The 26,653-nt window shown below is 48.8% G+C and carries 18 protein-coding genes; 2 read left to right on the top strand and 16 right to left on the bottom strand.

Features of this window, described 5'->3' with window-relative positions; translation table 11 throughout:
* Window positions 1-282: 282 nt before the first annotated feature.
* Window positions 283-1,275 (top strand): hypothetical protein, encoded by a 993-nt coding sequence (locus NC796_RS07160; RefSeq protein WP_310683420.1) that lies wholly within the window; start codon window positions 283-285, stop codon window positions 1,273-1,275.
* Window positions 1,276-1,991: 716 nt separating this feature from the next.
* On the opposite strand, the gene NC796_RS07165 is transcribed toward NC796_RS07160, so the two are convergent.
* Together NC796_RS07165 and NC796_RS07170 are read right to left on the bottom strand one after the other, a co-directional pair.
* Window positions 1,992-2,153, bottom strand: coding sequence for a hypothetical protein (locus tag NC796_RS07165; protein WP_310683422.1), 162 nt, complete (start codon window positions 2,151-2,153; stop codon window positions 1,992-1,994).
* The gene (locus tag NC796_RS07170) at window positions 2,132-2,704 is read right to left on the bottom strand and encodes a hypothetical protein (RefSeq protein ID WP_310683424.1); all 573 of its coding nucleotides are present in this window, start codon (window positions 2,702-2,704) and stop codon (window positions 2,132-2,134) included. The genes NC796_RS07165 and NC796_RS07170 overlap by 22 nt, the downstream gene beginning before the upstream one ends.
* Before the next feature lie 303 nt (window positions 2,705-3,007).
* Here NC796_RS07170 and NC796_RS07175 point away from each other — a divergent pair, with 303 nt between their 5' ends.
* Entirely contained in the window at window positions 3,008-4,030 is a 1,023-nt protein-coding gene (locus NC796_RS07175) for an SMP-30/gluconolactonase/LRE family protein (RefSeq protein WP_310683426.1), read from the top strand.
* A 137-nt stretch (window positions 4,031-4,167) separates the two neighbouring features.
* Here the strand turns inward: NC796_RS07175 and NC796_RS26795 are convergent, their stop codons facing one another.
* The 14 genes from NC796_RS26795 to NC796_RS07240 form a co-directional block, all read right to left on the bottom strand.
* The gene (locus NC796_RS26795; RefSeq protein WP_409070356.1) at window positions 4,168-4,491 is read right to left on the bottom strand and encodes a transposase; all 324 of its coding nucleotides are present in this window, start codon (window positions 4,489-4,491) and stop codon (window positions 4,168-4,170) included.
* Window positions 4,425-4,571 carry a hypothetical protein gene (locus tag NC796_RS07180; RefSeq protein ID WP_310683428.1) on the bottom strand — a complete coding sequence of 49 codons (147 nt, stop codon included), beginning with the start codon at window positions 4,569-4,571 and terminating at the stop codon, window positions 4,425-4,427. Before NC796_RS07180 ends, NC796_RS26795 begins: the two co-directional genes overlap by 67 nt.
* Before the next feature lie 274 nt (window positions 4,572-4,845).
* The gene (locus NC796_RS07185; protein ID WP_310683430.1) at window positions 4,846-6,078 is read right to left on the bottom strand and encodes a cupin domain-containing protein; all 1,233 of its coding nucleotides are present in this window, start codon (window positions 6,076-6,078) and stop codon (window positions 4,846-4,848) included.
* 486 nt (window positions 6,079-6,564) lie between these two features.
* Window positions 6,565-7,224 carry a lactate utilization protein C gene (locus tag NC796_RS07190; RefSeq protein ID WP_310683432.1) on the bottom strand — a complete coding sequence of 220 codons (660 nt, stop codon included), beginning with the start codon at window positions 7,222-7,224 and terminating at the stop codon, window positions 6,565-6,567.
* A complete protein-coding gene (locus NC796_RS07195; protein ID WP_310683433.1) occupies window positions 7,217-8,659 on the bottom strand; it encodes a LutB/LldF family L-lactate oxidation iron-sulfur protein in 1,443 nt (480 codons plus the stop codon). Before NC796_RS07195 ends, NC796_RS07190 begins: the two co-directional genes overlap by 8 nt.
* Window positions 8,660-8,748: 89 nt before the next feature.
* Entirely contained in the window at window positions 8,749-9,483 is a 735-nt protein-coding gene (locus NC796_RS07200; protein WP_310683435.1) for a (Fe-S)-binding protein, read from the bottom strand.
* 31 nt (window positions 9,484-9,514) lie between these two features.
* Window positions 9,515-10,945: an FGGY family carbohydrate kinase gene (locus tag NC796_RS07205; RefSeq protein WP_310683437.1), complete on the bottom strand. Its 1,431-nt coding sequence runs from the start codon at window positions 10,943-10,945 to the stop codon at window positions 9,515-9,517.
* Window positions 10,946-10,983: 38 nt separating this feature from the next.
* Entirely contained in the window at window positions 10,984-12,267 is a 1,284-nt protein-coding gene (locus tag NC796_RS07210) for a TIM barrel protein (protein WP_310683439.1), read from the bottom strand.
* A 120-nt stretch (window positions 12,268-12,387) separates the two neighbouring features.
* Window positions 12,388-12,561, bottom strand: coding sequence for a hypothetical protein (locus tag NC796_RS07215; RefSeq protein ID WP_310683441.1), 174 nt, complete (start codon window positions 12,559-12,561; stop codon window positions 12,388-12,390).
* 44 nt (window positions 12,562-12,605) lie between these two features.
* The gene (locus tag NC796_RS07220; protein WP_310683443.1) at window positions 12,606-14,804 is read right to left on the bottom strand and encodes a bifunctional rhamnulose-1-phosphate aldolase/short-chain dehydrogenase; all 2,199 of its coding nucleotides are present in this window, start codon (window positions 14,802-14,804) and stop codon (window positions 12,606-12,608) included.
* 102 nt (window positions 14,805-14,906) lie between these two features.
* A complete protein-coding gene (locus NC796_RS07225; protein ID WP_310683445.1) occupies window positions 14,907-16,325 on the bottom strand; it encodes a hypothetical protein in 1,419 nt (472 codons plus the stop codon).
* A gap of 306 nt (window positions 16,326-16,631) precedes the next feature.
* Window positions 16,632-19,532, bottom strand: a complete 2,901-nt coding sequence (locus NC796_RS07230; RefSeq protein ID WP_310683447.1) for a family 78 glycoside hydrolase catalytic domain — start codon at window positions 19,530-19,532, stop codon at window positions 16,632-16,634.
* A 284-nt stretch (window positions 19,533-19,816) separates the two neighbouring features.
* Window positions 19,817-23,053 carry a glycoside hydrolase family 78 protein gene (locus NC796_RS07235; RefSeq protein WP_310683449.1) on the bottom strand — a complete coding sequence of 1,079 codons (3,237 nt, stop codon included), beginning with the start codon at window positions 23,051-23,053 and terminating at the stop codon, window positions 19,817-19,819.
* A gap of 170 nt (window positions 23,054-23,223) precedes the next feature.
* Entirely contained in the window at window positions 23,224-26,646 is a 3,423-nt protein-coding gene (locus NC796_RS07240; RefSeq protein WP_310683451.1) for a glycosyl hydrolase, read from the bottom strand.
* Window positions 26,647-26,653: the final 7 nt, after the last annotated feature.

Raw genomic sequence — 26,653 nt, forward strand, 5'->3', positions numbered from 1 at the left:
TGTTAAAAATAACTATTTGCTCCCATCCCTTTGGGAGAAGACTGTGTAAATTTTCCTGAATAAGTAAAATTAAATCAGGAACTTACATCCATAGTTAGCACTATAAATTCTCTTACCCATCTACAATTCATTTACCCTGTTTTACGGGTATGTTCTTAACTGGCAGAATAAAAATAGTAAGGGAACAAGCCACCAGTCAGAACATGCCATTCTATCAAGACACCGTTCGTACCAGAGAGGTTCAGAAAAAAATACAATTCTAAAATTAAAGAAGGTGTTACCATGATGAAGTCAAATCAAATCAATCATATCAAAGTTCAAACGAATGAAATTCCAGATGAACTCTCCAGAACCGACATCAATAGTACGAGACGAAGCATTGCTCTATATTACAGGGGTGGTAAGTTTATCTACCAGAACTTTTTCACTCAGCCCTTGATTGGAAAGATCAATGCTCTTGAAGGTTTGGAAAAGAAAGCAGATGTGTTTTTCCGCTCCATTCGGATGGTGGGAAGCAACACATTTCATATCCGTCTGGTAGGAAAAGAGGAAGATGTCCGGAAGATGTGCAAAGATCAGGCTTGTTATAGACTACTGCAGGGAATCGGTGAGTCACTAAACACCGAAGCACGCACGCGAACCTACCTTGAAGTATCAGATAAACATGACCATTGTGATGTATTGATATCACTTGACAAAAAAGCCTTCTACCTGGCCAATAACGTAAAAGTTGAAGGAAAGGAGATGAGAATCCGAAATCCAATTGTGGTGGGTGACCGGATGGTTGGTCTTACAGAAAAAAGGGAAGTCTGTATCGGTCAATTGACACCGGATGTGATAGAAAAGCCCAACATCAAGCTTGATATGGAACTGATGGATGAGATCAACAGAATGGGGAAAGTGGATCTGCTGGAACCGGCTCCCAATTCTGAGGACCTGTTCCTGGTATCCATCAAGAATTCCGTCTACCAGTTCAACATTTGGGGTGAGATGGCCCACTTCGAAGAGTTGGGAGAAGAAGTAAAACATATCAACTCGATTAATTTCAATCATACGTCTTCCATAATGGCAACCGATAACGGGTTGTATGAAGTGGATGTCAAAGAGATGCCCAACATGATAAAAGCTGAAGGATTGCCCCGCCGTATTAGCAGCAAAGATCTGTCTGGCGAATTCCAGGTTGCCCTATATACGGAGGATCCCTATGTCTGCGGTATTAATCCCGCCTTGGGAGTATTTTCCAAAACCAAGGACAACAAGGTGATGTTCTTCTAAAATCAGTACGGTCGCCGGTCCCAATTTTGGAACCGGCGGCCGAAGCTATGTAGGCCAATGATCGATTGATCTCGCTTCCCGCCTCCGCGAATTATTACAAACCGTATCCTAATTTTCTCCACAACCTGAGCACCTGTATTATTTCACCATTTGAACCAGGATAGGCTGGATTAAAGGATGTACGGGATTACTTCTTATACAAATATAACATCCTGTTCATCCTCAAATCCAGTAAATCCCGGTTCCAATTTTTTATTCACCTCATACACGTGCTTTGCCACCGCTGCTTTTTGACGCCACCCTATCTATTCCTGCATCCTTCAGAACAGGCGTTATGAAGCTTTCATCATGAAGGGCAAATAATATCAATCCAAGCTCCTCAATAACCAGAGCAGGCCGTCGCAAAGACTATGTGAAGTAGTCGGAAAGGTTATACGACGCCGTTGATCATTGTCATACTGAGTATTGCACACCTCAATCTGCCGGGGGCGGCGGCAAGGCTTTCCGGGATGCACAGGGTCAGCGTCTTGAGCTCGTTGGTGCGGATCTGCTCCGCTTTGGTCTTCGCGTAGCCGGACTGGCTAACAAAAAACGGACGGGGAGATCACCACGTCGACCTCATTCGTTGAGCTAATAAGTATGAACAATATCTCCTCGCGATGACCAGTTATTATTTGGAGTAATTCTTATGTCAAACTTAGGTTAAAATATAATTTTCACTGGTTAGGCCGCGTAAACAACCGGTTGTAGTCTAGCCAGTGCTCGGCCATCAGGTCTACTTTCCGCTGTAGCTGGTTGGTCAGATCGGGTCCCAGCTCGCGTATAGTCTCTCCCTCTGGAGTTGGAGCGGTGGCAATCAATGGTTCTTCAGTCTCCAAAATAAGCTGCCGTAGTTCAGCCGCATTATCCATCTCATTACGTGCAATCCGCAGCAGTTCCTCCCGTTTCCATGAGCCAGATGCCCGAGCGGAGGATTGGGTATGGGGTCTCTGCCATCAGATTTTGCAAGATCCAGAAGGTTTTGATAGCCCACCATATTATCCACCGTGCGAACCAAGCTTTGCACGACCTGCAGCCGTTTATCGAGGAGTAGCCAGCGATCGATATCTCCGGCCGGCTCATCAATTAGTTTTCGGGTGTACTGGCGTGCGCTGTTTAGGTCGGCCATGGCCAACTCCGTGACCCGCTGTACCAGCAACCGGGCACCATATCCTTCAAACATCCGCATCGCCTGTATGTCAATCAGGTTGTTAGCCTGTTCCTCCCCCTTCGCCTGCAGAAGATAGGGCCGGTAGTAGCTTTTTTCTTCTTCTGTTAGTTCTTCCGGGAAGGGGACCATCGGACGGTTAATCCACCGCGTGAGCACGTGACCAAAATAAAGTACTGACCCGAAATTCAGAGAAGAGAGGTGCTGTTTCACCCATTCCACAGAGGTTCGAGTTAACTATCGTAAAGAATTTGTGACAGTAGTGAACCTGAATCAAGGTTATGGGAACATCCATCTTGTCTACCTAAACGACGAGGAGGTGCAGCAACACAGATCCCACAAATCCAGGTCCATTTACAGTATCGCAATTCTCTTATTTTTCTATATTTTATCCATATCATTGGGATTGATAGTTCATATCCTAATAGAATAAAAAATGAGTGCCAAGACTTACATTATAACAACAACACAAAGTCAATTGGGGCTATGAAAAAAGATTTGTCTGAATATATGCGAGTACAATCAATGAAACTAATAGCGGTACTGGCCATCACAGGGTTGGTTGCGGCTGCCTGTAGTAAAAAGGAAAGCTCCTCGAACCAGGAAACCACGGCTGAAAACGAGTCAGCGGGAGTTGTTGAAGTGCTGGACGAGGAAGTGACCAACCTGATCGATCCGTCAGCCACGCTCGAAGTATTGGGCGAAGGCTATAAATGGAGCGAAGGGCCGGTGTGGGTTGAGGAGCACCAGTTTCTGCTCTTTTCTGACGTCCAGACGAATACTATTCACAAATGGACGGAAGAAGAGGGCGTAACCACATACCTTCAGCCCGCCGGCTATACCGGTGAGGAGGAACGAGGTGGATTCCTGGGTTCCAACGGACTCTTTATCAGTAATGACGGGCATCTGCTGATTTGCCAGCACGGCGACCATCGTATCGCCCGGATGGATGCTCCGCTGGATGACCCTGCCCCCGAATTTACTACTCTCGCCGACAGCTATAATGGACAACGATTGCACAGTCCCAACGATTTGGTACAACACAGCAGTGGGGATATCTACTTTACTGATCCGCCTTACGGGTATGAAGAAGGACCGGAGGCACCTGAACGGGAGCTCTCACCCAACGGGGTATATCGGCTTACCACCGAGGGAGAGGTCATATTGCTCACTGATGAGCTGAGCCGACCCAACGGTATCGATCTGTCTCCGGACGATAAGACGCTGTATGTTGCTAATTCCAGTGCGGAAAACCCCATCTGGATGGCGTATGATGTGACGGAAGATGGTAATATTACCAACGGACGCGTGTTCCACGATGCCAGTGAATTTGCCGGAAAAGTGCCGGGCAACCAGGATGGCTTTGATGTGGATGCGGATGGCAATATCTACGCTACAGGTCCGGGCGGTATCTGGATATTTGCACCCGACGGACGCGTGCTGGGTAAGATAAAGTCTGGACACAGCGCCAACTGCACTATCGGTAACAACGGCAATACCCTGTATATTACGGCCGAGGACCGGTTGTTGAGTATCCCCCTGCGTTGATCAGTGGGAGTATCAGCCGTATCAGTGTCATACCTTTTCACCATATGACTCCCGGAAAACCGATTCGCGTCGAATGAGACAACGGAACTAGTGCTTACTTAATTAAGTCCTCGTATGAATGGGTAAATTTACCCGGACTAACGCAGGTTTTGGTCCATTCGAACGGGTGAGCCTGTTTTTGAATAGCCTTCGATGAAGCTGTCTATGGCCCCACGCAGCTGCTCAGTGCTTGTAAAACTTACTGTACGCAACGCCTTACGTTGCAATATACTGAACCAGTATTCGAATTGGTTCAACCAACTCCCATGGGTTGGGGTAAAGTGAAAATGGACGTTTTTGTGACGGGCCAACCACCGATCGGTCTTGGGTTTATGGATGTTGAGATTATCTGGAATTACGTGAATTTCGCGTCTGGATAGTTGGCCACCAGACGGTTCATGACCCGCAGAAAATCCGGACACCGCCGCCGCTTGGAATGCCCGACTTTTACTTGGTCGGTGGACACCTCCAAGGCGGCAAACAGCGTGGTCGTTTGTAGCATCGTGGAGCCCTTCGATCCCCTGGCGGATCCACACCTTTAGGATGTGACACTGATTATCGGTAACAGATAGGGCAGGATGATAATTAACCTGAACATCTCACAAGTTGAGTAATTATCTTTAAAATCACACTTGCGTCTGTTTGATTGTGGGCAACTCAGAAAGAAGAGGGCAGAGTGTAAATCCTACCTGATATCGAAAAACTCTAAGCCTAATACAGCCAGTAGCCCTGTCAAACAGCACACCTTTTGATAAACGGAAATCCCCTCCGACTCATCATTTACGTTGATGATCACCCATCACATTGTAGCCTCGCCACTTGTATTCTTTGGCCAAGCCTGTTGCAGCCGGCCAAGCAATCTGATGCTGGTTACTTTTCACCCAGCGTTGCCGGTTTTCTTCAGTATCAAAAGAAATTTGTATCTGGTAGTTATATTCCGTTGGCTCGGCCTCAATATCGCGAGCGAGATCCTTTGGGTAACGTCGCAGTAGTTTGGAACTGAGATAGCCTTCCTGAACAGTCATGGCAGGCACATAAATGGAGTAGTACATCCGCTCGAAGGCTTCCCGGTTTTCTTCTGAGACAATAAAGTCCATCTGTAAGACCATAGCCTTGGGTTTGGCTTGCGGTTCATACCGATCAGTATCGTTCTTTTTAGAGGCAGAGATACCAATGACCAGCAATTCAAGGTTATTCTTACCCTCATTGGATATCGTAACATTTTCGCCTAAAAATCCCGAAAAAGCATCATCGGCTTCGATGGCCGTTGTTTCATTGTCGATCGTGAGCGTCCCGGTGCCGTTGATAACGTAGTAAACTTCTTCGATGCCATTAAGCTGGCGTGGGCCGGCTGAACTACCGGTGGGCACTATGAGATGGTCCACATGACTCCAATTGGTGGAAAAAACTTCTGGGCCAAGAACCCGGCGATAGAGAACCCCATCGCCTTCATAGATGTGGTTATCAGTGCTAAGTTCATCTTGATCCAATTGACTGGAGACAAACACCGGGGGAGAGTCAATTTCAGCATCAACGCGGTCATCGCCCAGGTCGAATGCATCGCCCTGGCCCTTTTTGGAGCTTACGGCAAAATTGAGCCAGCGAAGGGTATCGTTAGTAGGATTATACAAGGCATGGGAATCTCCCATCTTGTTTGGGACGATGACCGGGGCTTGTAATCGTGAAGTGCGACCGTTGATCGTAAACTCTGCCTCACCGTTAAGGATGACATACATCTCCTCAATAGTGTGATGAAAATGGTGTCCAATACCGCCCCCGGGATGGATCTCCCCTGCATGCAGGTAAAGAAAATTCGTCGATAAATCCTGGCGGCCGATTAGCCCTGTGAAAGCCATTTGCCCTGCGCCATCATGCACAGAAGACAGCAACCTATAGTCGTCAGGATTGTTGGGAGTGACGCGTTCACTGAGGGGTTGAGCGATTGTAGGCACAGCCACAAATACCAACAGTATCGTAACTGGCAGCAGTTTAACAATGGAGCGGTTCATGATCTTCTATAATTTTGAGTGGATAATCTGTCAATATGAATAGTAATAAACAACAAATAAAATTATTTTAAAATCAATTCTACTTTTACTCCCCAATCAGTAGATGATGGATTTTTTCCTTCCTGGAATTTACGAATAATTAATGTCCCTTCATCAGTTTGGATAATATCGCTTGCTTCTATTCACCTTTGACAGGGTTAAATCATTGGAATTTGTATTGGCTTTCAGGATTGAAACTATTGTGAGTTCAGCGTAAAGTAGACCACTTCAGGGTGGTGAAACAGGGTACTTTAGGGTAGTGAAGTCGCCTACTTCACTGTAGTGAAAAGATCTACCTTCGACCAGCGGGAGATATTTTCCTCGAAAAGGAGAACGCCTGAAGAAAATGCCATTTAACCCACACTTCAAAATATAACTTCTACTGGTTGGGGCGAGTAAACAGCCGGTTGTAACAAGCCAGTGTTCAGCCACAAGGTCTATGCGTTTTTAAGAACCCACAATAAACACCTCGAGCCGCCGGGGTCCGTGCACGCCCTCTACGCGATTGAGTTCTATATCGGAGGTGGCAGAGGGACCTGAAATAAACGTCATCGGTGATCCTTCTTCTTTTATCTGCTGGTCAAAATGAACAAATGCTTCAGGCACCAATTCAACAACCTGGTCTTCCCGGACAATGCAAAGGTGATAGTCGGGAAGCAGTGTCAACGCCCGGCGCCCCTGTCCTTCTCCTGCATCAAGAATAATACTACCAGTCTGGGCAATTGCCAGTGCGCATGTTGTGATGACTCCGTCCGATTCATCCAGCTCCTGATGGGTGAGCGGCTCCTCCGGTTTGTCATGGACTGGCTCTACAGAATCAGGCAGCCATTCGGGGGGGAATCCCGGGGGAATTACCAGCCGCTTGACCTCCTGCTCACGACATGCCACTGAAATGGTGGATTTTAGCTCTTCCTTCTTAATGCGCCTGACTTTCGCCTTATATTCTCCGGTTCGGCGTGCAAAAAGACTCACCAGCTTCTGCCCCGTCAGCGATCCCTCCTGGAGATATGCCCTGGAAACTGAAACATCTTCAGGATGTTCATTTTCAGGAACATTTTTCAGCGCATTTCTTACGCGACCCAATATTTCGTCTTTGCTATCACTCATCGCGGCTCCTCCACCATTCTCTGAATGTTTGATCGGGAATCGGTTTAATATCTCGCATTGCGGTCCATCCGGAAAGTTCACCCGGCAGCTTGGATATGGTGCCGTTCTTTTCAAAAAGGCCCTGCCCGACGCGCGCCCATCTTTGAGCACGCTCATACCGAGATCGCTTTTTAAATGTCCGTGCCATCAGCTTCATCCCGATATGCTCTTCATCTAATTTTGCTTTAAATCCCCCTTTGCGTTTCTTCTCGTCCACAATCTTACCGCGCAGGTGCACCAGCACTTCCGGTATGTTGATTTTGACGGGACACACTTCATAGCATGCTCCACATAAACTGGAAGCGTACGGAAGCGAGGCCACCCCATCATCCTTCAGTCCCTTGAGTTGGGGTGTCAATATGGCCCCAATCGGACCGGGGTACACGGAATTGTAGGCATGCCCCCCCGTGCGTTCATACACTGGACACACATTCAAACAGGCGCTACACCTAATGCAGTTGAGCGTCTGCCGGCCAACTTCATCCGCCAGTACGTTCGTCCGGCCGTTGTCCAGCAGCACCAAGTGAAACTCCTGCGGGCCATCGCCTTGTGTTACACCTGTCCAAAACGAGTTGTAGGGATTCATCCGCTCGGCTGTGGCGGATCGTGGCAATAATTGCATAAAAACCTCAAAGTCACGCCATGTGGGAATCAGCTTTTCAATGCCCATCACGGTAATGAGCGTGTCAGGCAGCGTGGTACACATCCGGCCGTTACCCTCCGATTCCACCACTGAAATCGTACCCGTCTCGGCGACCGCGAAATTGCCACCGCTGATACCCACTTTAGCACTCAAAAATTTCTTGCGCAGGTATAGCCGCGCCGCTTCCGCAAGATCCTCCGGGCGGTCGGATAGTTCAGCTTTCTCCAATTTCTTTTTGAAAAGCTCGCGTATTTCCGCCCTGTTTTTATGGATGGCCGGCACCAGGATATGGGACGGCTCATCTTCTGCCAGCTGTACAATCAGCTCGGCAAGGTCGGTTTCCAGGGCCTGGACCCCTTCATCCGCCAACGCCTTGTTCAACTTTATTTCGTCAGTAGTTATCGATTTTACTTTGACAACCTCTTCAACTTGTTGTTCCTTCACCAGGTCTACAATAATCCGGTTGGCCTCTTTCGCATCTTTTGCCCAGTGAACAACGCCGCCGGCTTGCTGCACCGATTCCTCAAGCTGTAGCAGGTATTTATCCATATGACGCATCACCCGCTGCTTGATATTGCTGCCGGCCTCGCGGAGGTCCTCCCAGTCGGGCATCTCATCCACCGCCTGCTTGCGCTTATCCCGTATCGTGTGGGTGGCATGACCAATATTTCGGCGGAGTTGTGTATTCTCCAAGTAGGCTTTGGCTGATTCCTGGAATGTAGGAGAGGATTTCTTTGAATTCTTTTTTTTCATAAATGTCTGCCTCGTATTTCCTAATAACCCTCAGTCAAAGAACTCAGAATTCAGAATACTGCCTATTCAGAACTCAGAATTCTGTATTCTTAATTCTCTTCCGTTGAAGCCAAAATCTCTGCCAGGTGTACGGTTTTGACGCCCCCCCGCTGGCGTTGAAGAGCGCCCCCGATATGCATCAGACAGGAGTTGTCGGCGGCAATACACACTTCCGCCTCAGTATCTTTAATATGGCGTATCTTGTCCCCCAGCATTGCCATCGAAGTGTCAGCATTTTTAATGGCAAATGTGCCCCCGAAACCGCAACACTCTTCGGCTGCCGGCAGCTCCACAAGATCAATCCCCCGCACGTTACGCAAGAGGGTCAGCGGGGCATCCCCGACCTCCAGCATCCGGAGTGAATGGCACGTCGGGTGATATGTTACCCGGTGGGGATAGTAGGCGCCAACATCTTCAACGCCAAGCTCATCCACCAAAAATTGGGATAGCTCAAATACGCGGGGCGTAACTTCTTCAACTCTTTTTGCCAGCTGCTCATCCCGTGCCCGCTCTGCCACCTTGTGATAAAACTCGTGCACCATAGCCACACAGGATGCCGAGGGGGCAACAATTGCTTCCGCGTCGCCAAAAACTTCTACGAATTTTCGCACCAGTGGAATAGCCTCCTCCTGGTACCCCGTATTGTAATGCATCTGCCCGCAGCAGGTCTGTTCCATTGGAAACTCAACCGTGTGTCCGAGCCGCTCTAATAGCTGGACTGTCGCCTTTCCTGTTTCAGGGAAAAGCGTATCGTTAAAACACGTAATAAAAAGAGATATCTGCATTCTGGATCTTTTATTTCCGCATTTAAAGAAGTTAGTGCCAGCGGTATTCAACAATTCCTGAATCCGACAACGGCTTGTGTAGTGTTAGGTCAAGTAATTCTTTTTGACCCTCTTTCTCAAGCTTTTCTGAATCATTTATTACCAGAGCGGCACCCAGTGCCGAGGCATTCGAAAGTGATGCGGTATAAACCTTTTTATCTGGAAAACGGCTGGCCAGCATTTTCACATAGAAACGGTTTTGGCTGAATCCCCCGGTAACAATCAATTTTTCTACCGGGTCTTTACCCTCCACAAGTTTGATGCTTTCAGCCTGGATTGCTATCAGGTCCAGCATGAGTTGGTGATAGGCTTCCTGGTATGAATCAAAGAAATCCAGGTTCCAGCTTCCTGCTTCTTTAGAAGGATATGGTCCCGATCCATGTGCCTGTTCAAGCTGAAGCTTATTTTGCGGATTATCAGCCCTGATCAAACGTTTGAGTATTTGAGGATCGAATTCGGGTGCTGATGCCGTACTCTCACGGTTAAAGTGGTCTTCCAGCTTCTTTTTTTGGTGGATATATTCTTTACCTATGAACAATCTCGCCGCCTTAACCTGCTTGCCATAAATATTCATATAGCACAGGCAATCCCTCTTCAGTTCGTCATAGGTCAGCGGAGCCCTGTTAAACGGATTGAATGAGATACTCCAGGTTCCCGTAGAAACAAGCAAAAATGGACCCTCAATAGTCAAAAGATAAGGTGCCAACGCAGCCGAACTGTCATGAATACCGATCCCCACCTGTAATTGCTTGTTCTTACCGGTTTTTTTTGTGGCACCCACGTCCTCTACTTCAGGAAGCAAGCCTTCCAACTGTTGATCCTCCAGCCACTTGTGATAGGATGAGTCCTCAAAATTCCACATCCCGGTATGGCACCCAATGCTTGTCAACTCTGAGGTAATAGCCCCAGAAAACAGGTAGCTTATATACTGTGGAAAATGAAGACTGTAATGAATTTTATTAAACTTTTCTGTTTTCCGGTGTTTAAGCCAATAAAGCTGAAGACCTGAATTTAGCATACCCATCGGTGGCGAAGCTGTTTCAACCGAGAACTGCTCACGTCCACCATATTGTTCATAAAAGCTCTGTAACAGTTCCTCGGGATAATCCTTCAGGTAATTGTAGAGCGGCGTTACCGGCTGGCCTTCTTCATCAAGATGCACCAGAGAAGCACCATACGTTGAAAAATTCAGTTTTTCTACCCGGTATCTACTATCCTTCTTGATATCATTGAACTGCTTGCGAATCCAGTGAACCAACTGCTCCAGGTCCTCACAGGGGTCACCATCTTCGTCCTCCGTTTGATCCAGCTCTGTATGATGCTTGAATACGACATCATAATTCTCATCAAACAGTAAGAATTTTTTATTTGTCTTCCCGATATCAAATATGGCAGTTACCGGTATCCTGTCATCTTTCTTCAAGATCTAACCTACTACAATCTTTAATATTCATTGTTAATTTACAGACCGGTGGCTACAGTCTCTGAGCCCCTTTCGTCAATAAGACTCTCTCTCACGTTGAGTTTTCGATACAGGCCGATAGGATCGGCTGCTGCATTGTTACGAATACGAGCTTCCCGCAGCAAAGGGCGTACATCTGTTTGGAAGGCCTCTTGCAGTAGCTCCTGTGCTAACACCGGATCGTTCGACTCCCGCGCTTCTTCCAGCTGCTCGCGGTCTACAAGCAACGCTTTGGCATAAGATTTTTTGATAGCATCTACAGACTGCAACAGGTCTTCCAGCGGGTCTTTCACGTTGTGGCTGGCATCGATCATCCAGGCAATATCGCCTTCCAGTGCATCAGCATCTTCTGTCCCGTGAATAAGCTCATTAAAAATCAGGAAAAGCTGAAACGGCTTGATGGAACCGGTCGTGAGGTCGTCATCACCGTATTTAGAATCGTTAAAGTGGAAACCACCCAGCTTGTTTTCCATCTGGAGTGTAGCCACAATCTGCTCTATATTGGTATTTGGCAGGTGATGGCCGAGATCGACCAACGTTTGCGCTTGGTCTCCCAACTTGTTGGCCAACAGAAAGGAAGTTCCCCAATCGGGAATGACCATAGAGTAGAAATTGGGCTCATAGGGTTTGTACTCGATCAGCATCTCCCAGTCTGAAGGGAGTTCTTTGTAAATTTCCTCGAGCGATTGGAGAGTGCGGCTGAGGGCTTTCCGAAAATTTTGCTGACCCGGGAAGTTGGACCCGTCCGCCAGCCAAACGGTCAGCGCTTTGGAGCCCAGCTTCTCGCCATGCTTGATCACCTCAATATTGTGCTCAACCGCCTGCTGCCGCACTTCTTTATCTGTGTGGCAAAGCGATCCAAACTTATAGGAATATTCTTGATCCTCCTGGTCCTGGAACGTGTTGGAATTGACCGCATCGAAGATCAAATCGTAGCTGTCTGCCAACTCCTTAATCGCCGCACTATCCTCGGGGATGTCCCAAGGAATATGCAGGGAAATGGCACCACTCGAACGGTTCAGGGCATGGAGCAGTCCCACATCTTCAATTTTTTCCTCCAGGCTGCCCGGCTCACCGCCGACCGGGAATCGACCAAAACGGGTACCGCCGGCACCCAGGGCCCAGCTCGGAATAGCTACCTGGAATGATGCTATGCGATCGACAAGTTTGTCAACCTGGTAGTCTTTTTTGCTTAGCTGGTTAGCCAGGGGGGCAAAATTCTCTTTATGAGATTGTTCAGATTCTTTGTTGTGATCTTGAATTTGCTGCTGATCTATCTTCATCTACAAAGGGTTTTCCTAAATTCTAGGTGCATAGGGAGATACTCCCCATGATGAGACTCCGTAAGCTCGGGAGTTCAACTCCCTCGCCACACTATACAATGAGTAAACTCTAACTAATTACTACAATTCTTGCTCTTTTATCCAGAACGGAGAAGTTGTAAACCACAAAATCATACCGAATATCATATAAAGTTTGTGATCTTCCAGCGTTATTTCCTGGAGAAATACCAGCACTGACGGGATAACCGTCAGCGCCAGTCCTCCAAGAGATAGAATGATTAGCAAGGTTTTCATAACTGCCTCTTTTCAGTAAATGTTAGTTTCGCCCACGCTGTCGATTAACGCAGAAACGCTTCAGTCAGCCCTCCGTCTACCGGAATAATATGTCCCGTGGTATTTTCCAGGTTGGAGCTGATCAGCTGGTAGATCGCTTCGGTCTGCTGTTCCAGCGAGATAGGCCGCTTGGTCAGCGTACGGTTGGCATAAAAGTTGGCCAGGCGGTCGCGCAGTGCTTCTGTATCTTCATTCTCATCAAAATCGATGCCGTATTTGGTGAGGGAAGCTTTCACGCGGTTGCGTGGGAACATACTACTGCCTTCAACTACTGTGGCTGGTGCAACACCATTGACCCGTACGTTGGGTGCCAGGCGAATTGCCAGCTCACGAATCAGGTGGTTAGCGGCCGACTTACTGGTATCATAGGCCATGCTACCCGATTTTGGAACAACAGCATTGGCACTTGTCGTGATTAGCATGCTGCCCTGAAGTCCCTGCTTGTCCCAAATTTTTGCTGCCTCATCAGCTACGATGTAACTGCCTTTTACGTTCACTGCAAAACTTGCGTCCCAGGCATCATCGGTGACCTCACCATCTTCATTGGGCGTGGGATAAAGACCAGCGGTAATCGCTACATTATCAAGTCCACCGTAGGCAATAACCAATTGGCTGAGGGCTTCCTGCACAGAACTTCGATCGGTAATATCGCAGTCCAGCCCAATAACATCACCGGAACCACTGATATCAGATCCAGCAACGCCTATGCCCATGCCGATGCGGTCGAGCACTTCGTCAGCGGTTTCTTGCGCGGCTTCTTGATCCAAGTCGAGCGCGGCGACAGTTGCGCCTTCTTCGATCAGTCGAGAAACCAGGGCTTTACCGATACCGCTACCTGCTCCGACCACCGCGATAACCTGTCGAGACAGCTCATCTTCTGGTGGCATACGCTGGAGCTTGGCCTCTTCGAGTGCCCAGTATTCAATATCATACGCCTCCTGCTTGGGCAGCGCAGTATAGGTTCCCACCGACTCAGCTCCACGCATCACGCCGATGGCAGCCGTGTAAAATTCGGCCGTCACGCGAGATTCACTCTTATTCTTACCCCAGGCGATCATACCAAGTCCGGGAACCAAGATAACCGTCGGGTTCGGATCCCGCATGTCCGGGGAATCTTCATCCTTGTGGTTGTTGTAGTAATCGGCGTAATCTTCCCGGTACTCTTCAAGTCCGGAAGTAATCTTGGATTTCAGTGCCTCAGTATCTTCATTCTGCGGATCCCAGTCCACGTAAAGCGGTTTAATCTTGGTCCGCAGGAAGTGGTCGGGACAGGAAGTTCCCAGTTCAGCAAGCTCAGGTGCATCATTTGAATTGATAAACTGAAGGGTCAGACCATCATCCTGGATGGTACCGATAAACTGGTTTTCCTGGCTCACTTGTCCACGCAGGTATGGAAGAATATCCGCCAGTACGCTGCGTCGTTCTTCACGCGGCAGCGATTCAAACTTCGCACCGCCATAGGAATCTTCTCCGAGCTCATTTTCTGCCAGGTAATCAGCCGCTTTGTTGATCAGTTCAAGACTCAGCTCATAACATTCCTTATCATCATTTGCCCAGTTGATGAGCCCGTGTCCACCAAGGATAATGCCATTAATTCCGGGATTTTCTTCAATAGTTTCCTGTAGCTTCAGGCCCAGTTCAAAACCGGGACGCATCCATTCTACCCAAGCCACCTCGTCGCCGTAAATCTCTTTCATCAACTCTTTCCCGTTGTCCGCGGTAGCCAGCGCAATTACAGGCACCGGGTGTGTGTGATCGACATGTTCATAGGGAATAAAGCTGTGCAGCGGCGTGTCGATGGACGGTGCACGAGGATTCAGGTTGAATGTACAGTGCGGATACATCTCTGTCATCTTATCCTCAGCCGGAGTTTTTAGCCCGGTATTCTCAAAATTGGCATATACCTCCTGGAGATCCAACAGGCGCTGCTGATAAAGAGATGCAAAATTAGGTCGCGTAGCAGTACGAAGATCGCCACCAGAGCCTTTTACCCACAAGACTTCGACTTCCTCGCCTGAAATGGGATCTTCTTCCATCACTTTGCTGGAGGTATTACCGCCCCCGGTATTGTTGATGTAAGCATCGCTTCCCAGAAGGTTAGAGCGATATACCAAGCGATCAAGGGGATCCATGCCCTTGACTTCAGCATCATCCCATTTGCTTTCTACTTGTTTGAAGTAACTTTCTATTGTGCTTTTTTCCATTTTCTTAGTGATTATATCTGATTCAGAATCCACTTTTTTTAGTTAAACTCTTCTTTTACCGTTGTGATTAATTTAAAACTAAAATGCTATTCATATGATTTCTCATGCTTTTGCTTGGGCAGTCTCTACCGTTGCCTTTTTTTGATATCGGTCCTGCTGCAATTTACTAAGGCCCAGGTAGATCAGGACAGCGATAAACCATCCCGGGAGCCCCAAGAAGAATATTTCCACGCCCATGTAGATATTGATGAAAAGGCAGAGCAGCAGCGTTACAAACCACGTTGATCCGGCCGACCAGTTGAAATTCAGATTCGCTACCTCGGCAAAATTGCTTTTCAGCCCTATCTTGGGGAAGACGATGACATCAAGGAATATAACCGCGCCCATCGGCATCAGGACCAAACCGTAGAGCGCAACAAAATCGAGCAGGAGCATAACGAGTGCCGGGAAACAGGCGGCGATAGAGGTCACCAAGCCTGTAAAAAGCGTCACTTTCCAGCGCTTCCAGTTTGGTGTTACCGACTGAAATGCGAGTCCTGCACGATAGATTGTGGGATTGGCTGTCGTCCAGCCGGCTATCACCACACAGATAGCACCGGCAACTCCGGCACTGTTGTAGGCGATAATTCCGGGTGCAATAGCTCCGGCGGCAGCAGCTGTAAGGATACCCGAAGCCATCCATGCGATAAAATGTCCGAAAAACATACCTGTTGCCGAGGAGAACCCGTGCTGCCATTTTTTTGCAAAGCGCAGAATCGACATGTCCGACATCCCGATATGCATCGCCATGTTCGCAAACCAGGCAAAGAACATCACGTGCCAAAACGTGAACTTGCTCTGGCCTTCAGCAGGAACCCCGGTCCAAATATTTTCCTGTGCAACGGTCCAAAATTCCGAAATTGAATTTACTCCCAAATCAGGCAACACTGCCAATGCTGCAGCTATAAAAACCAGGATCATCCAGGGAAAAGCTATGTTGGCAAAACGAGCTACATAATCATAGCCCAAAATCGCCACCAGGGTGATGACCAGTCCCACCGAAAAGACAGTAATAATCCATCCTATGCTTGTGGGAAACCAGTCGCCCAATCCCGGCATCGGTATTCCAAACGGGAGACCCACCGCTGTGGCCGATACGGCAATCATGGAGCCAGCCAGAAAGCAGAACATAAGGGCATTCACGATATTATAGATCAATGCCAATTTTGAACCACAGATTTTCTTAAGCTGCCAATAGAGCGTCAACTTTGATTTAACCGCCACCGGTGCACAAAGAAAGGCCCAACTCAAAACTGCTAAGATGTTGCCGACGATTAATCCCCAGATGAGTTCACCGGCTGCCACACCGTGCGCTACAAAAAGAGGGCCGATAACGAATTCCGTTCCTGCTGTATGCTCCCCGGCATACATTCCCAGAAAGCCCTTCCAGCCTTTCAGCTTACTTTCCGGTACCGGTTCCCGTTCAAACTCATCGATAGAATCCAATCGTTTGTCGAGCCTTCTTAAAAAGCTGTTTGCCATTATGTTCTAATGTAATTTTCAAATGAATTAGTGATCAGTATCTGAAAGCGGCGCAATTTGTAATATTTCTAGCTGTTTCCCTTCATAGGTTGCAAATGCAAATCCATCATACATCAAGAAAGAGACATTCACTTTTAATATCTACTTAATTTTTTCTGAAATTTTATCCGCAGTTATCTGGGTCTTTTCAGATCATGACGCCTTGAATGCAACAGGTTATGCTACAATGTAGCTGCCTAAATATTTATTAGCTTCGCGAGATTCTGCAACAGGTCAAAATGAAAAAATTGGATAGAACCTGATCCCTTAGTTGTTCTGTACCTGAAATTTATAGCTACCCGGTAATACCTCATACACAACTCGTCCCTGCTCTGTACCCGTGTACTTAACTAAATCTCCGCTTGCATTCGTACTAACCAAATTTCTGTCTTCAGCAGGAACAAGTACCCGGCCCATAGCATTGGCTGGCACAGTTACAGCTAGCTCCAATCCCGATGCATTTTTTCTCCAGGATGTGGATACGGTCCCCATAACGGTGTTTAGGGATGTTGAAACAGAATCTAGTTCTGCAGGAATCTCTGGTTTGAATTCGATCTGCTGGTATCCAGGCTCCAACGGCTCTATTCCTGCAATATCCTCATACATCCACTGCACCGGGGTTCCGAAGAAATGGTGGTTGCGCGATCGTGTATCGGCCTCCCAGTGTTCCCCCAGTGCTGTCCAACCGAGTTCCTCAATCCAGTAGCCCCAGCTGGGATAATCGGTCTGCGTTGCTGCCTCAAAAGCCACGTCCAGATATCCCGCTTCAGTTAGTACCGGCATAATGTAGCGGGCTCCCAGGATGCCTACGTAGGCATTGCCACCGCGATTGTTCTGTATGTCATCGGCCAGTTTAGCAGCAATCCCCACTCTTAGGCTGTCGGGTACCAAGTCGAAGGCCAGTGGCAGGATCTGGGCGGTTTGGGTGAATTCCGTCTCAGGAGTCTCCTTATAAAATTGATCTTCAGAGGAATAGAATCGCGCGTTGAAATCCCTTTTGATATCCTGGAAGAGCTGTTCATACCGCTGGACATCCTCCGATTTACCCAGCACCTCCGCCACGTACGAAGCAATTTGTGCAAACCGTGCGTAGTAAGCGGTGGAGGAAAGTGAAATGTTTCTCGGCACTTCCTCGGGCTCTTGTGGAGTGTCCCAATCCCCCAAACCGGCTGTGAGCGTATATTCGTATTTGTCACCATCCTTGTCAGTCCACTGTGGGATCCATTTATCAAGATAGAGCTTCATGGTGGGATACACTTTTGCGAGTCCGGCCTTATCGCCAAAACGCTGGTAGGATTCCCACGGGGTAATAAACCAGAAGGCATCCCAGGCAGGAGTCGCTCCACAGCAATCCTCTGGTTTGAAGGCGGGCTTGCCCACATAGCCGTAGTTTTCGTTACTTGGTGCCAGGTGCGGCACTTCCCCTTCGGCTGTCTGGGCATCGAGCATATCCTGGAACAGCTTCTTGTTGAGCCGTGCTGTATTGAACATCAGGGCGCTGACCCCCGCCGTCAACTGAGCATCTCCGGTCCATGCGTTCTTCTCGTAGATCGGGGTATCAGTGATAATGCCTAGTGTATTGCTTTCAATTGCCCACTTGGTGTTGTCATGCAATTGCTGCAACAGGCTGTTACTAATTTGAAAATTGGACGTCTCAGGATACCCGGTGCGCAGCTGCTGGACTTCCGTCACCTCTACCTCAACATCCTCTGGCAGGGGTTCCGCTTCTGATCCACTAATCATCAAGTAACGAAATCCCTTGTAGGTGAAGCGTGGCGTCCATTGCTCATTGCCAGAGCCAGAGGCGATGTAGTAATCAGTTTGAAGCTGGCCCCCAACAAGCGCATTGCCCTCTTCAATAGCATAGCCGAGCGTATCCAGCTTTTCGCTATAAAAAAGTTCGATCGCCGTTCCCTCCGGGGCATCCACATTGATCTGCACCCAACCCGCCAGATTTTGCCCGATATCATAGACGATAACGCCAGATTCTGGTTCTGTTCGGATGCCGGGCTCCAGCGTATCTACAATCTTCACAGGTTCATGAGGTTGTGCCCGCAGAGATCCTTTTGGTGCCTCAACCACGCGAGCTGCTGACCAGCCAGCATCATCAAAGCCGGTTGTTCGCCAGCCCTCAATCTCTCGCCGGGCGTCGTAGGTTTCTCCCAGGTAGTAACTGTCGTAGCGGGTCGGGCCCTCTGTGCTTACTTTCCAGGTCTCATCCGTGGTTATAACCTGCTCGGTGCCATCTTCGAACTGAATTTCCAGCTGTAACAGCAGTTGCGGTGTGGATCGCCACTCGGCATCGGTCCAGCCCCAGTCCCATGTCTGTGTTGAGCTGTCGAACTGCCCGGATCCCAGCACAGTAGCGATCACGTTTTCATCTTGCTGCAGCAGGTCGGTCACATCATAAGTTGTGTAATAGACGGTTTTGTTATAATCGGTAAATCCCGGGTCTAGCACCGCCTCCGACGCCTTTTCCCCATTAATAGTCAGATCGTTGTAGGCCAACCCAGAAGTATATACGCGAGCACTGGCAACTTCTTTGTTAAGCTCAAATGACTTCCTCAGCATCGGGGCCGGTCGGACTTCGCGGCATTCGCCCTGGTTATTTTGATGTTGACTCAGGAAAAAGCCCGACTCCAGCCATTCTACAGGGCGACAAAATTCATCGGAGTTCTTGATGTCTGCATCATCGGCTCTCCCCTCTTCCGGTGTTAATGGTGAGGTTCTTCGTTCGGGACCGGAAATCCATTTGGCCTGCCAGTCAGAGGAGTCAAGCTTGCCCATTTCAAACCATGAGGGTTGACTCCATTCCGTAGCTTCGCCCTCTTCATTCCATACCCTAACCTGCCAATAATATCGCTGACCGGATTCAAGTTCAGGTCCCCGGTAAGCAACACCGACATTTAAATCCGATTCCACTTTTTGGCTGTCCCAGTGGAGATTTTCTCCTTGTTGCAGATCGATCTCATTTTCCCCTACTCCTACCTGGTAGGCCGTTTGCCGGGTGACATCGGCATTCCATGAGAAAACAGGATGTTCGGCATCGATACCAAGTGGAGTATCCGTATATTCCGTTTTCATCTCCGTGAATTGGTGGCCTTCCTGGCCCGCACACCCCAAAAGTAAGCTTGCCAATAACAAAAATAATCCTATTGTGATCCTCATAATCATCATCTGTTATCTCTTTTCTATTAACTTTTTATGTAACTTTTAGCTGCTTATAGAGGACCTTTACCAATTGCAGAATGCCCTACTCTCCCATAAATATAGGCTCGACGCGTTCTAAAGTAACTCACGGTATATCCTTAGTGCCCGCAAGGTCGATAAAAGATTCAGCTTTAACTGAGACTCCAGGATACAGTCAGCCTAAAGAAGCATAGGAGCAGGACAAACTGCACTTATATAAGCTATTATAAGTTATCTCCTGCCGCTATGCGTTTCCATCAGTGTCATTTGCTGCTCAACGATCTAAGCGCCTGGTCTATACTTTGTACTGTTTCCTCTGAAACCTGGTACGCTTCAGGCAGAGAATTGGCGGCTTTTCCCAGTGAAAAACCCATTACCTGGCTCACCCACGGCGAATTCATCAACTCGGGTATCTGATCATTGAGAATTGCTCTTGCCTGTTTATTGGCGACCAGTTCTGCGACTTTGTTTTGAGAATTCAGAGAAACATCCTCTTCTATTCTAATCTTGCTCAAATCGGCGCCAATCGCTTCAAGCTTTGACTGGGGAAGTTGGTCAGGTGCATTTTGGGAAACCTGGTTCAACGGGGTTTCTTCCACCATGTCAAACAGTTCACTGCCAACCAGTTCGGGTATATGCTTCTGCAGCACAGCCCGCGTTTCTTCATTTTCCAGCAGGCGGAGCACCGGCGTTTTCACGCTGAATTCTCCCGCCATCAGAGTTGAGGCGAGCCCCCCTGAAGGATAAGAGAAGGTGTATCGGCCCGATCCCGCCATAACTTTCAGATCTGAACCATCCTGTTCTATTTTTGTTATTCCGCGGGCATTGGCAAGTTTTTGACCACTTTCCGTGACATCTCCACGGTTAGCATCCGGCAGAACAATGGTAGCCCGGGTATTTTCGGGAATCTCCACCGTCAGGGTAAAGTTCTCTTCACTGAGCTCCCAATCCGATGCAATTCTTCCGTACATGGAATTTTTGATAGAGCGCGCATGACTGAAACCGCCGCCAGGCGTAGGTTCAATCAGGATTTGCTTATAGCCGGGAGATTGCTGGTTGATACCAGCCACCGTTTTGTACAGCCATTCACCGATTGCGCCATAGGCATAGTGGTTGTACGAGTTCATATCTGGTGTCTGGAACGTGCTGTCGGGCTTGATCCCGTCCCAGCGCTCCCAGATGGTGGTGGCACCCATCGTCACAGGATATAGCCACGAAGGATAATCCTTGCGCAGCAGCAGTTCATAGGCCTGCCCTGAATAACCGTACTGGCTGAGAATCGGGTTCAGATGAGGCGTACCTAAGAATCCAGTGGTCAGGTGACCGCGATCATCCACATTGGCCGCCAAGTGCGCCGCCGCTTCTGCCTCCATATCATCCGGCAACAGCCCAAACTGCAGGGCCAACAGGTAAGAGGTCTGCGTATCTGACATCACGCGACCGCCAAGAGTCACATACTCCTGCTGGAACGCATCTTTAATGGATTCAAAAAGGTCAGCATATTTTTCTGCATCATCTTCTCGGCCGATAATTTCGGCTGATTTGCGTAACAGATCAGTGGAGTGCGCAAAAAAAGCGGTGGATATGAGATCGGTGTTGGTATAAGCCCCGGGATAAAAACGGGCCCCGTCTGGATCGTTGGTAAATGCCAGCCAGTCGCCAAAGGTAAAGCCGTTATCCCACAGGTATTCGGTAGAATCGCTCTGTGACTGCTTTGCCATGAAATCGACCCAGCCCTTCATGCTGTCGTACTGCATCTTAAGAATTTCAACATCTCCATAGGCCTGGTACAGGGTCCACGGCACAATCACAGCCGCATCGCCCCACCCGGAGGCACCGGCAGATCCCTCTCCCAACACGTTCGGGATGACATGCGGCACGCTTCCACTCTCAAGCTGGTCAGCTTCCAGGTCCTTCAACCATTTCGTGAGGAAACCGGCTGAATTCATATTGTAGCAAGCCGTCTGGGCGAAAACCTCTATATCGCCGGTCCAACCCAGGCGTTCGTCGCGTTGCGGACAGTCGGTCGGAATGTCTACAAAATTGCCTTTTTGTCCCCACACGATGTTGTGCTGCAGGCGGTTGACCAACGGATTCGAAGACTCGAAATGGCCGGAAGGTTCCATATCGGAATGAATAACTACGCCGGTAATATCGCCTGGGGTAAGCTCGCCGGGATATCCCTCCACTTTTACGTAGCGGAATCCGTGAAAGGTGAAATGAGGCTCAAAGGTTTCGTTACCTTCCCCATTGAGGATATAAGTATTTTTTTGAGCCGCCTCCCGCAGGTTTGCCGTATAAAAATTGCCCTCTTTGTCGAGTACCTCGGCGTGCTGGATTGTAACCTCGGTACCCCGTGGACCTTCCACATTCAGACGGGTCCATCCCACCATGTTCTGGCCCATATCGGCTACGGTATCGCCTTCGGGCGTTACCAGTATTTCAACAGGCTTGAGCTCCTGGATCTTGCAAACCGGCGGACCGTCCGGAGCGACCAACACCTCTTTGGAATGATCCGCGATGGTTACAGTTGACCAATCGCTGTCATTGAAGCCGGGAGAGGCCCAGCCGTCTTTTTCCATACGAGCATCGTAAGTTTCACCATCATAAATATCTGACATACGGATTGGACCAGTAGAAGCGGTCCAGTTGTCATTTGTCTCAACAATTTCTGTGCTTCCATCTGCATAGGTCACTTCAATCTGTGACAGCAGGGCCAGTTTTGTACCGTAGTGATTTCGCGCGTCACCCCACGCCAGGTATCCCCGGTACCAACCGTCGCCCAGTGTTACGCCTACGGTATTGGCCCCCTCTTTTAATAAATCTGTGATGTCGTAGGTCTGGTACTGCAAGCGGTTGTAATAGCTCGTCCAACCCGGCGTTAACAGGCGGTCGCCGACACGGTTTCCATTGATTTGCATTTCATAAACCCCATGGCTGGTCACATAAGCCTGCGCCGATGTTACTTCACCATCCAGGGAAAATTCATGTCGAAGCATCGGGCTCGGCTGTGGCTTGGTGGTATCCTGCTCTAGGCCAGGCTCAATCCATTGTGCCTGCCATTCCTCCGGGCTCAACAAGCCCATCTCCCAAAAAGCAGTATCACTCCAGTTTGAGCTGTTCCCGTGATTGTCCCATACCCGGACTCTCCAGTAATATCGCTGCCGGGACTCAAGTTCAGGCCCCTCGTAATTCACCTGTATAGATTTTTCCGAACTGATTTTACCTGTATCCCAAACTATCCCCTGTTGAGAGAAATCGGGACCCTCTGAGACCTGCACCTGGTACGCCGTCTGGAGTGTATGCCGCTGGTCACTGTCCAACTTCCAGGATAGCCTAGGATTGACATCATTGATGCCGATGGGATTTGTAAAATACTCTACACTCAGATCATATGCTGAGACTCCATCTGCCTGTAAGGCTACTGCATTCCCCAAGTTACAGAAACCAGCTAAACATAAGAATAAGACTGCGTACATTCCCGATACAAGATACTTCATAACTGCTTTTATTTGATTTGTTTTTGAGATATCCATCATTACATCTACCTATTTAGAAACTTCGACAGTTCATTTCTACTCTGAAATCTTGAATAAACAACTATTCCTGAACGTTTTTCCTCATATTGTATGTAAGCTAAGACTGAAGATATTTCAAGCACTATTTCCTATTACATACCCACAATTTGTACCGGTCCCAGCAATCCCGATGGTTCCAGCGGGGCATCAGCCGGATAGGGAGCTGGGCCGGGAAAGCTGGTCCATGTGTAGGTCTCAGAGACATCCGGCTGCTGATCCCCAATTAGCCGATTTACCCAGAGATTGGTAACCTTTATTTCGATCGTATTTGCGCCTTGTGACAGACCATCAGTAATGTTAACCCTGAACGGCTTCTTCCAGACAATGCCCTGTGAATCCCCATTCACGACCACTTCGGCCAGGTTTTTCACCTCTCCAAGATCAAGAAAAATTTGACGTTCATCGGTAAACCATTCCGAAGAAGCCTCGATACTCTTAGTGTAAACACCAGTTCCTGAAAAGTATTTGATCCCTTCATCGGAATGTTCATTCCAGGGTGTTAGTGATTCAAAAGTGGTTGATGAGGAAGCACCACGATTTTCCTGGAAGCTGACTTCCCAGGGTCCTTCTACAGAGTCTAATGTTTGTTCCGTCGGCTTAGGAATAGATCTCGATGGCCGTTCTGCCTTATCGCGGAATACAACAAACAGAGCGCCATTGGGTTCCAGGCGAACCGGCACGTTGGTTACACCGTCACTAAAACTGTACGAGACCTCCTCAATTTCACCAGTAACGGGATCCCAAAGTTCCGCTTCTTTACCTTCAACTCGGAATGTTGCCTCCACATCTTCCATCCTATCATTGCGGTTGTTTATCCAGTAAATATCGGTATTGTTCATCCTGCGATGGACGTACAGCAGCTCCGTGTCATATTCCGGTTTGCTGTATTCAAAATCAGGATTAACATCCAGGGCGGCTAAGACTTCCCTGATGCTTCGTCCGGCATAAATTCTTCCTTCTCCAACCTCATTTACCCCGTTCTCATTGGTCCAAAGGTTATCTACAAGGGACTGGAACTCTTCCTCGTCATCGCTAAGACTCGGGGCTTCCACTGGCTTGGATCCAACCACTATGGCCCCCGCTTGAACGAGGTCTCGAATGCGACGCAGCACTGGCAACGTCATATGCCGACTGTTCTTATCCAGTGCCAGGATGCGGTAGGTCGTGCCGCCCGGCGTTGTGATCACGCCTTTATTCACAGAAAGATCGTTTACGAGCGCATCAGCATTTACAAAATCGTACTGGTACCCTTCGGGAACGGCCGGAAGCTGCTCCCTGAATTGCGTCGTAATATTGGTGTTAACTCCCTCTCCATAGTAGTAGGCAACATCAGCGATATATTCTCCCTGTTGAAGCATGTAGCTACTACGTGCCAGGTAGTCAATCCACGGACCGGCCTGTTCCGCCCAGGTTTCGTGGCGGGTGAACCATTGCCCAAAGGGCCCTAGTGTAAAGCCCGGGAACTTGTCATCCAGCGGCTGATGCACCGAGGTGTGGATTACGAAACGATTCACCCCATGCGCCAACTCCATGTCTGCCGTTGGTTTCAGTGTTTGCGGCGACCAGCTCCACGGGTTACCAAAAGCGGTCATTGACTCTGCGGCCACCAGGTTCTGCCCGTATATGTGGGCTACCGATGCTGATTCCCGTATATCGGCTTTGTATTCGGTGCCAATTTCTTCATTGCCCATCATTGGGCTCGGCGTCCACATGGCACTCATCGGGATATCGGCATTACGTTTCACCTCCATCCCATCCGCCAAAAATGCTCGCTGGCTTTCATGCGACTCGGTATACCGTCCCATATTTCGTTCTTCCAAAATATCTGAGAGCGCATTGTAATGGTTATCAACAATCAACTCACCGATTGTTTTACGGAAGTCCCACAAAAAGCGGTCGCTGGCCTCCGGGCTCTCAACTACGTGACCCACCAGTACCGGCAGCCACGGAAACATACTGTAACCGCGCAGTTCCCTGAATTTTTCCATAATCCCATCCGTCCAGTTTTGTGGGCCGGCCTCATAACTGTCGGTGATAATGTACTTCAGTCCTTGAGTCCCCATCATGCCACCCGTAGCATCCTTGTACATATCGAGATAGGTATTGAAATAGGAGCGAACGTGCTCCGCGTTAAGCTTATCCACCTCCAGGCCGGTGGCTTCGGTCGAAGCCGGATGATTGGTAATCCCGGTCAGTGAATACCCCAGGCGCAGAACCATCCAGCTTCCGGGGGGCGGAGTCCACTCGAGTGTGCCGTCCTCATTCAAATTTGAGGTAAGATCAATGACACTTGATTGGGAAATAGCGCCATCATTTACTGGCGGCGTACCCATTTCATACAAACCTTCGATAGTGGTAAATCCCGCTTTGTCTTCAAAACGGTGAACCCGTGCGGTTGTATGCAATTCCAGTTCGGCTATTTCTATTTCAGACGGTTCATCTTCAGTAGTCTGTTCTGAGCTCTCATTGCCAAGCATAGCTGCCAAACTTGGGGGAGTAGGAGACGATCCAAATGTAACCCGAATATATTTACCTGAAATCGGTTCATCGAGAGTGAGTGTTACATGGTCAACGCGGCTGTTCGGAATTTCGGCAACTGTTCTAAAATTCGCCCTGTCTTCACTTACTTGCAGCGTTCTGTTGCTGGGAGGGAGAGGTCTGAATGGCATAGCCTCACTGCCTCCACCGGAAATAGTCAGGGATCGAAAAGTCTGGGGCTGTGCAAACTCAAACTGTATCCATTCATTTTTCCCTTCGGAAGGTTCGGGCAACGACACACCGGAAGTTAGATCCCCGTCCGTAAGCGAGGAGAGCTCAACATAGCCACTACTGGAAATCACACGGTGCTCCAACTCCGAGAGTGTTTTATCCCCCTCCGGCAGCCGGAAAGCAATGACTGCAGCATCTTTATAAAATTCGGGCGGCGTATATTGATGGCCGGTAATCGCCGCTATTCCCCCGTCGTAGGGAAGGTTTTTGAATGGACCTGTACTTGACGGAGGTTCCGGAAGCTTACTATTGAATGGTTTCCCGCCTTCTATCCTCGTCTTGCACCAGACATATTTCTTCATTCCCTCGGCAGGTCGTACCCAGGGACCACCGCTCCCACTCCATCCGGGAGAACCGGCAATCGCCATTTCCATATCCAGTGAATCAGCTAAATTTGTGGTAAACTGAAATGCATCCTTCCAATCGGGCGTCATATACTGCAGTCGGTTTTCTACCACGGGCGGGGTCATGAAGGCGGCATCAAAGTTTTGGAAACCCGCAATGCCCACCCTGCGCATCCACTCAAGATCGGCCCGTATCCCCTCTTTGGTAATGTTACCGTTCATCCAGTGCCACCATACGCGGGGCCGGGCTTCGTCGTGTGGATTTTTAAATCCTGCCTCCAGATTCACCTCTTCATCACGATCTGACTGGGCATCACTGCACGATGCCGACAAAAATAGCAGACCCAATGCCAGAAGAACCGAGATCGGCAGCGATTGAAACAGCGTATTAGTTGTTTTCATAATTCCA

The organism is Aliifodinibius sp. S!AR15-10, from assembly GCF_031569985.1.
Classification (GTDB): Bacteria; Bacteroidota; Rhodothermia; order Balneolales; family Balneolaceae; genus JAMQKA01.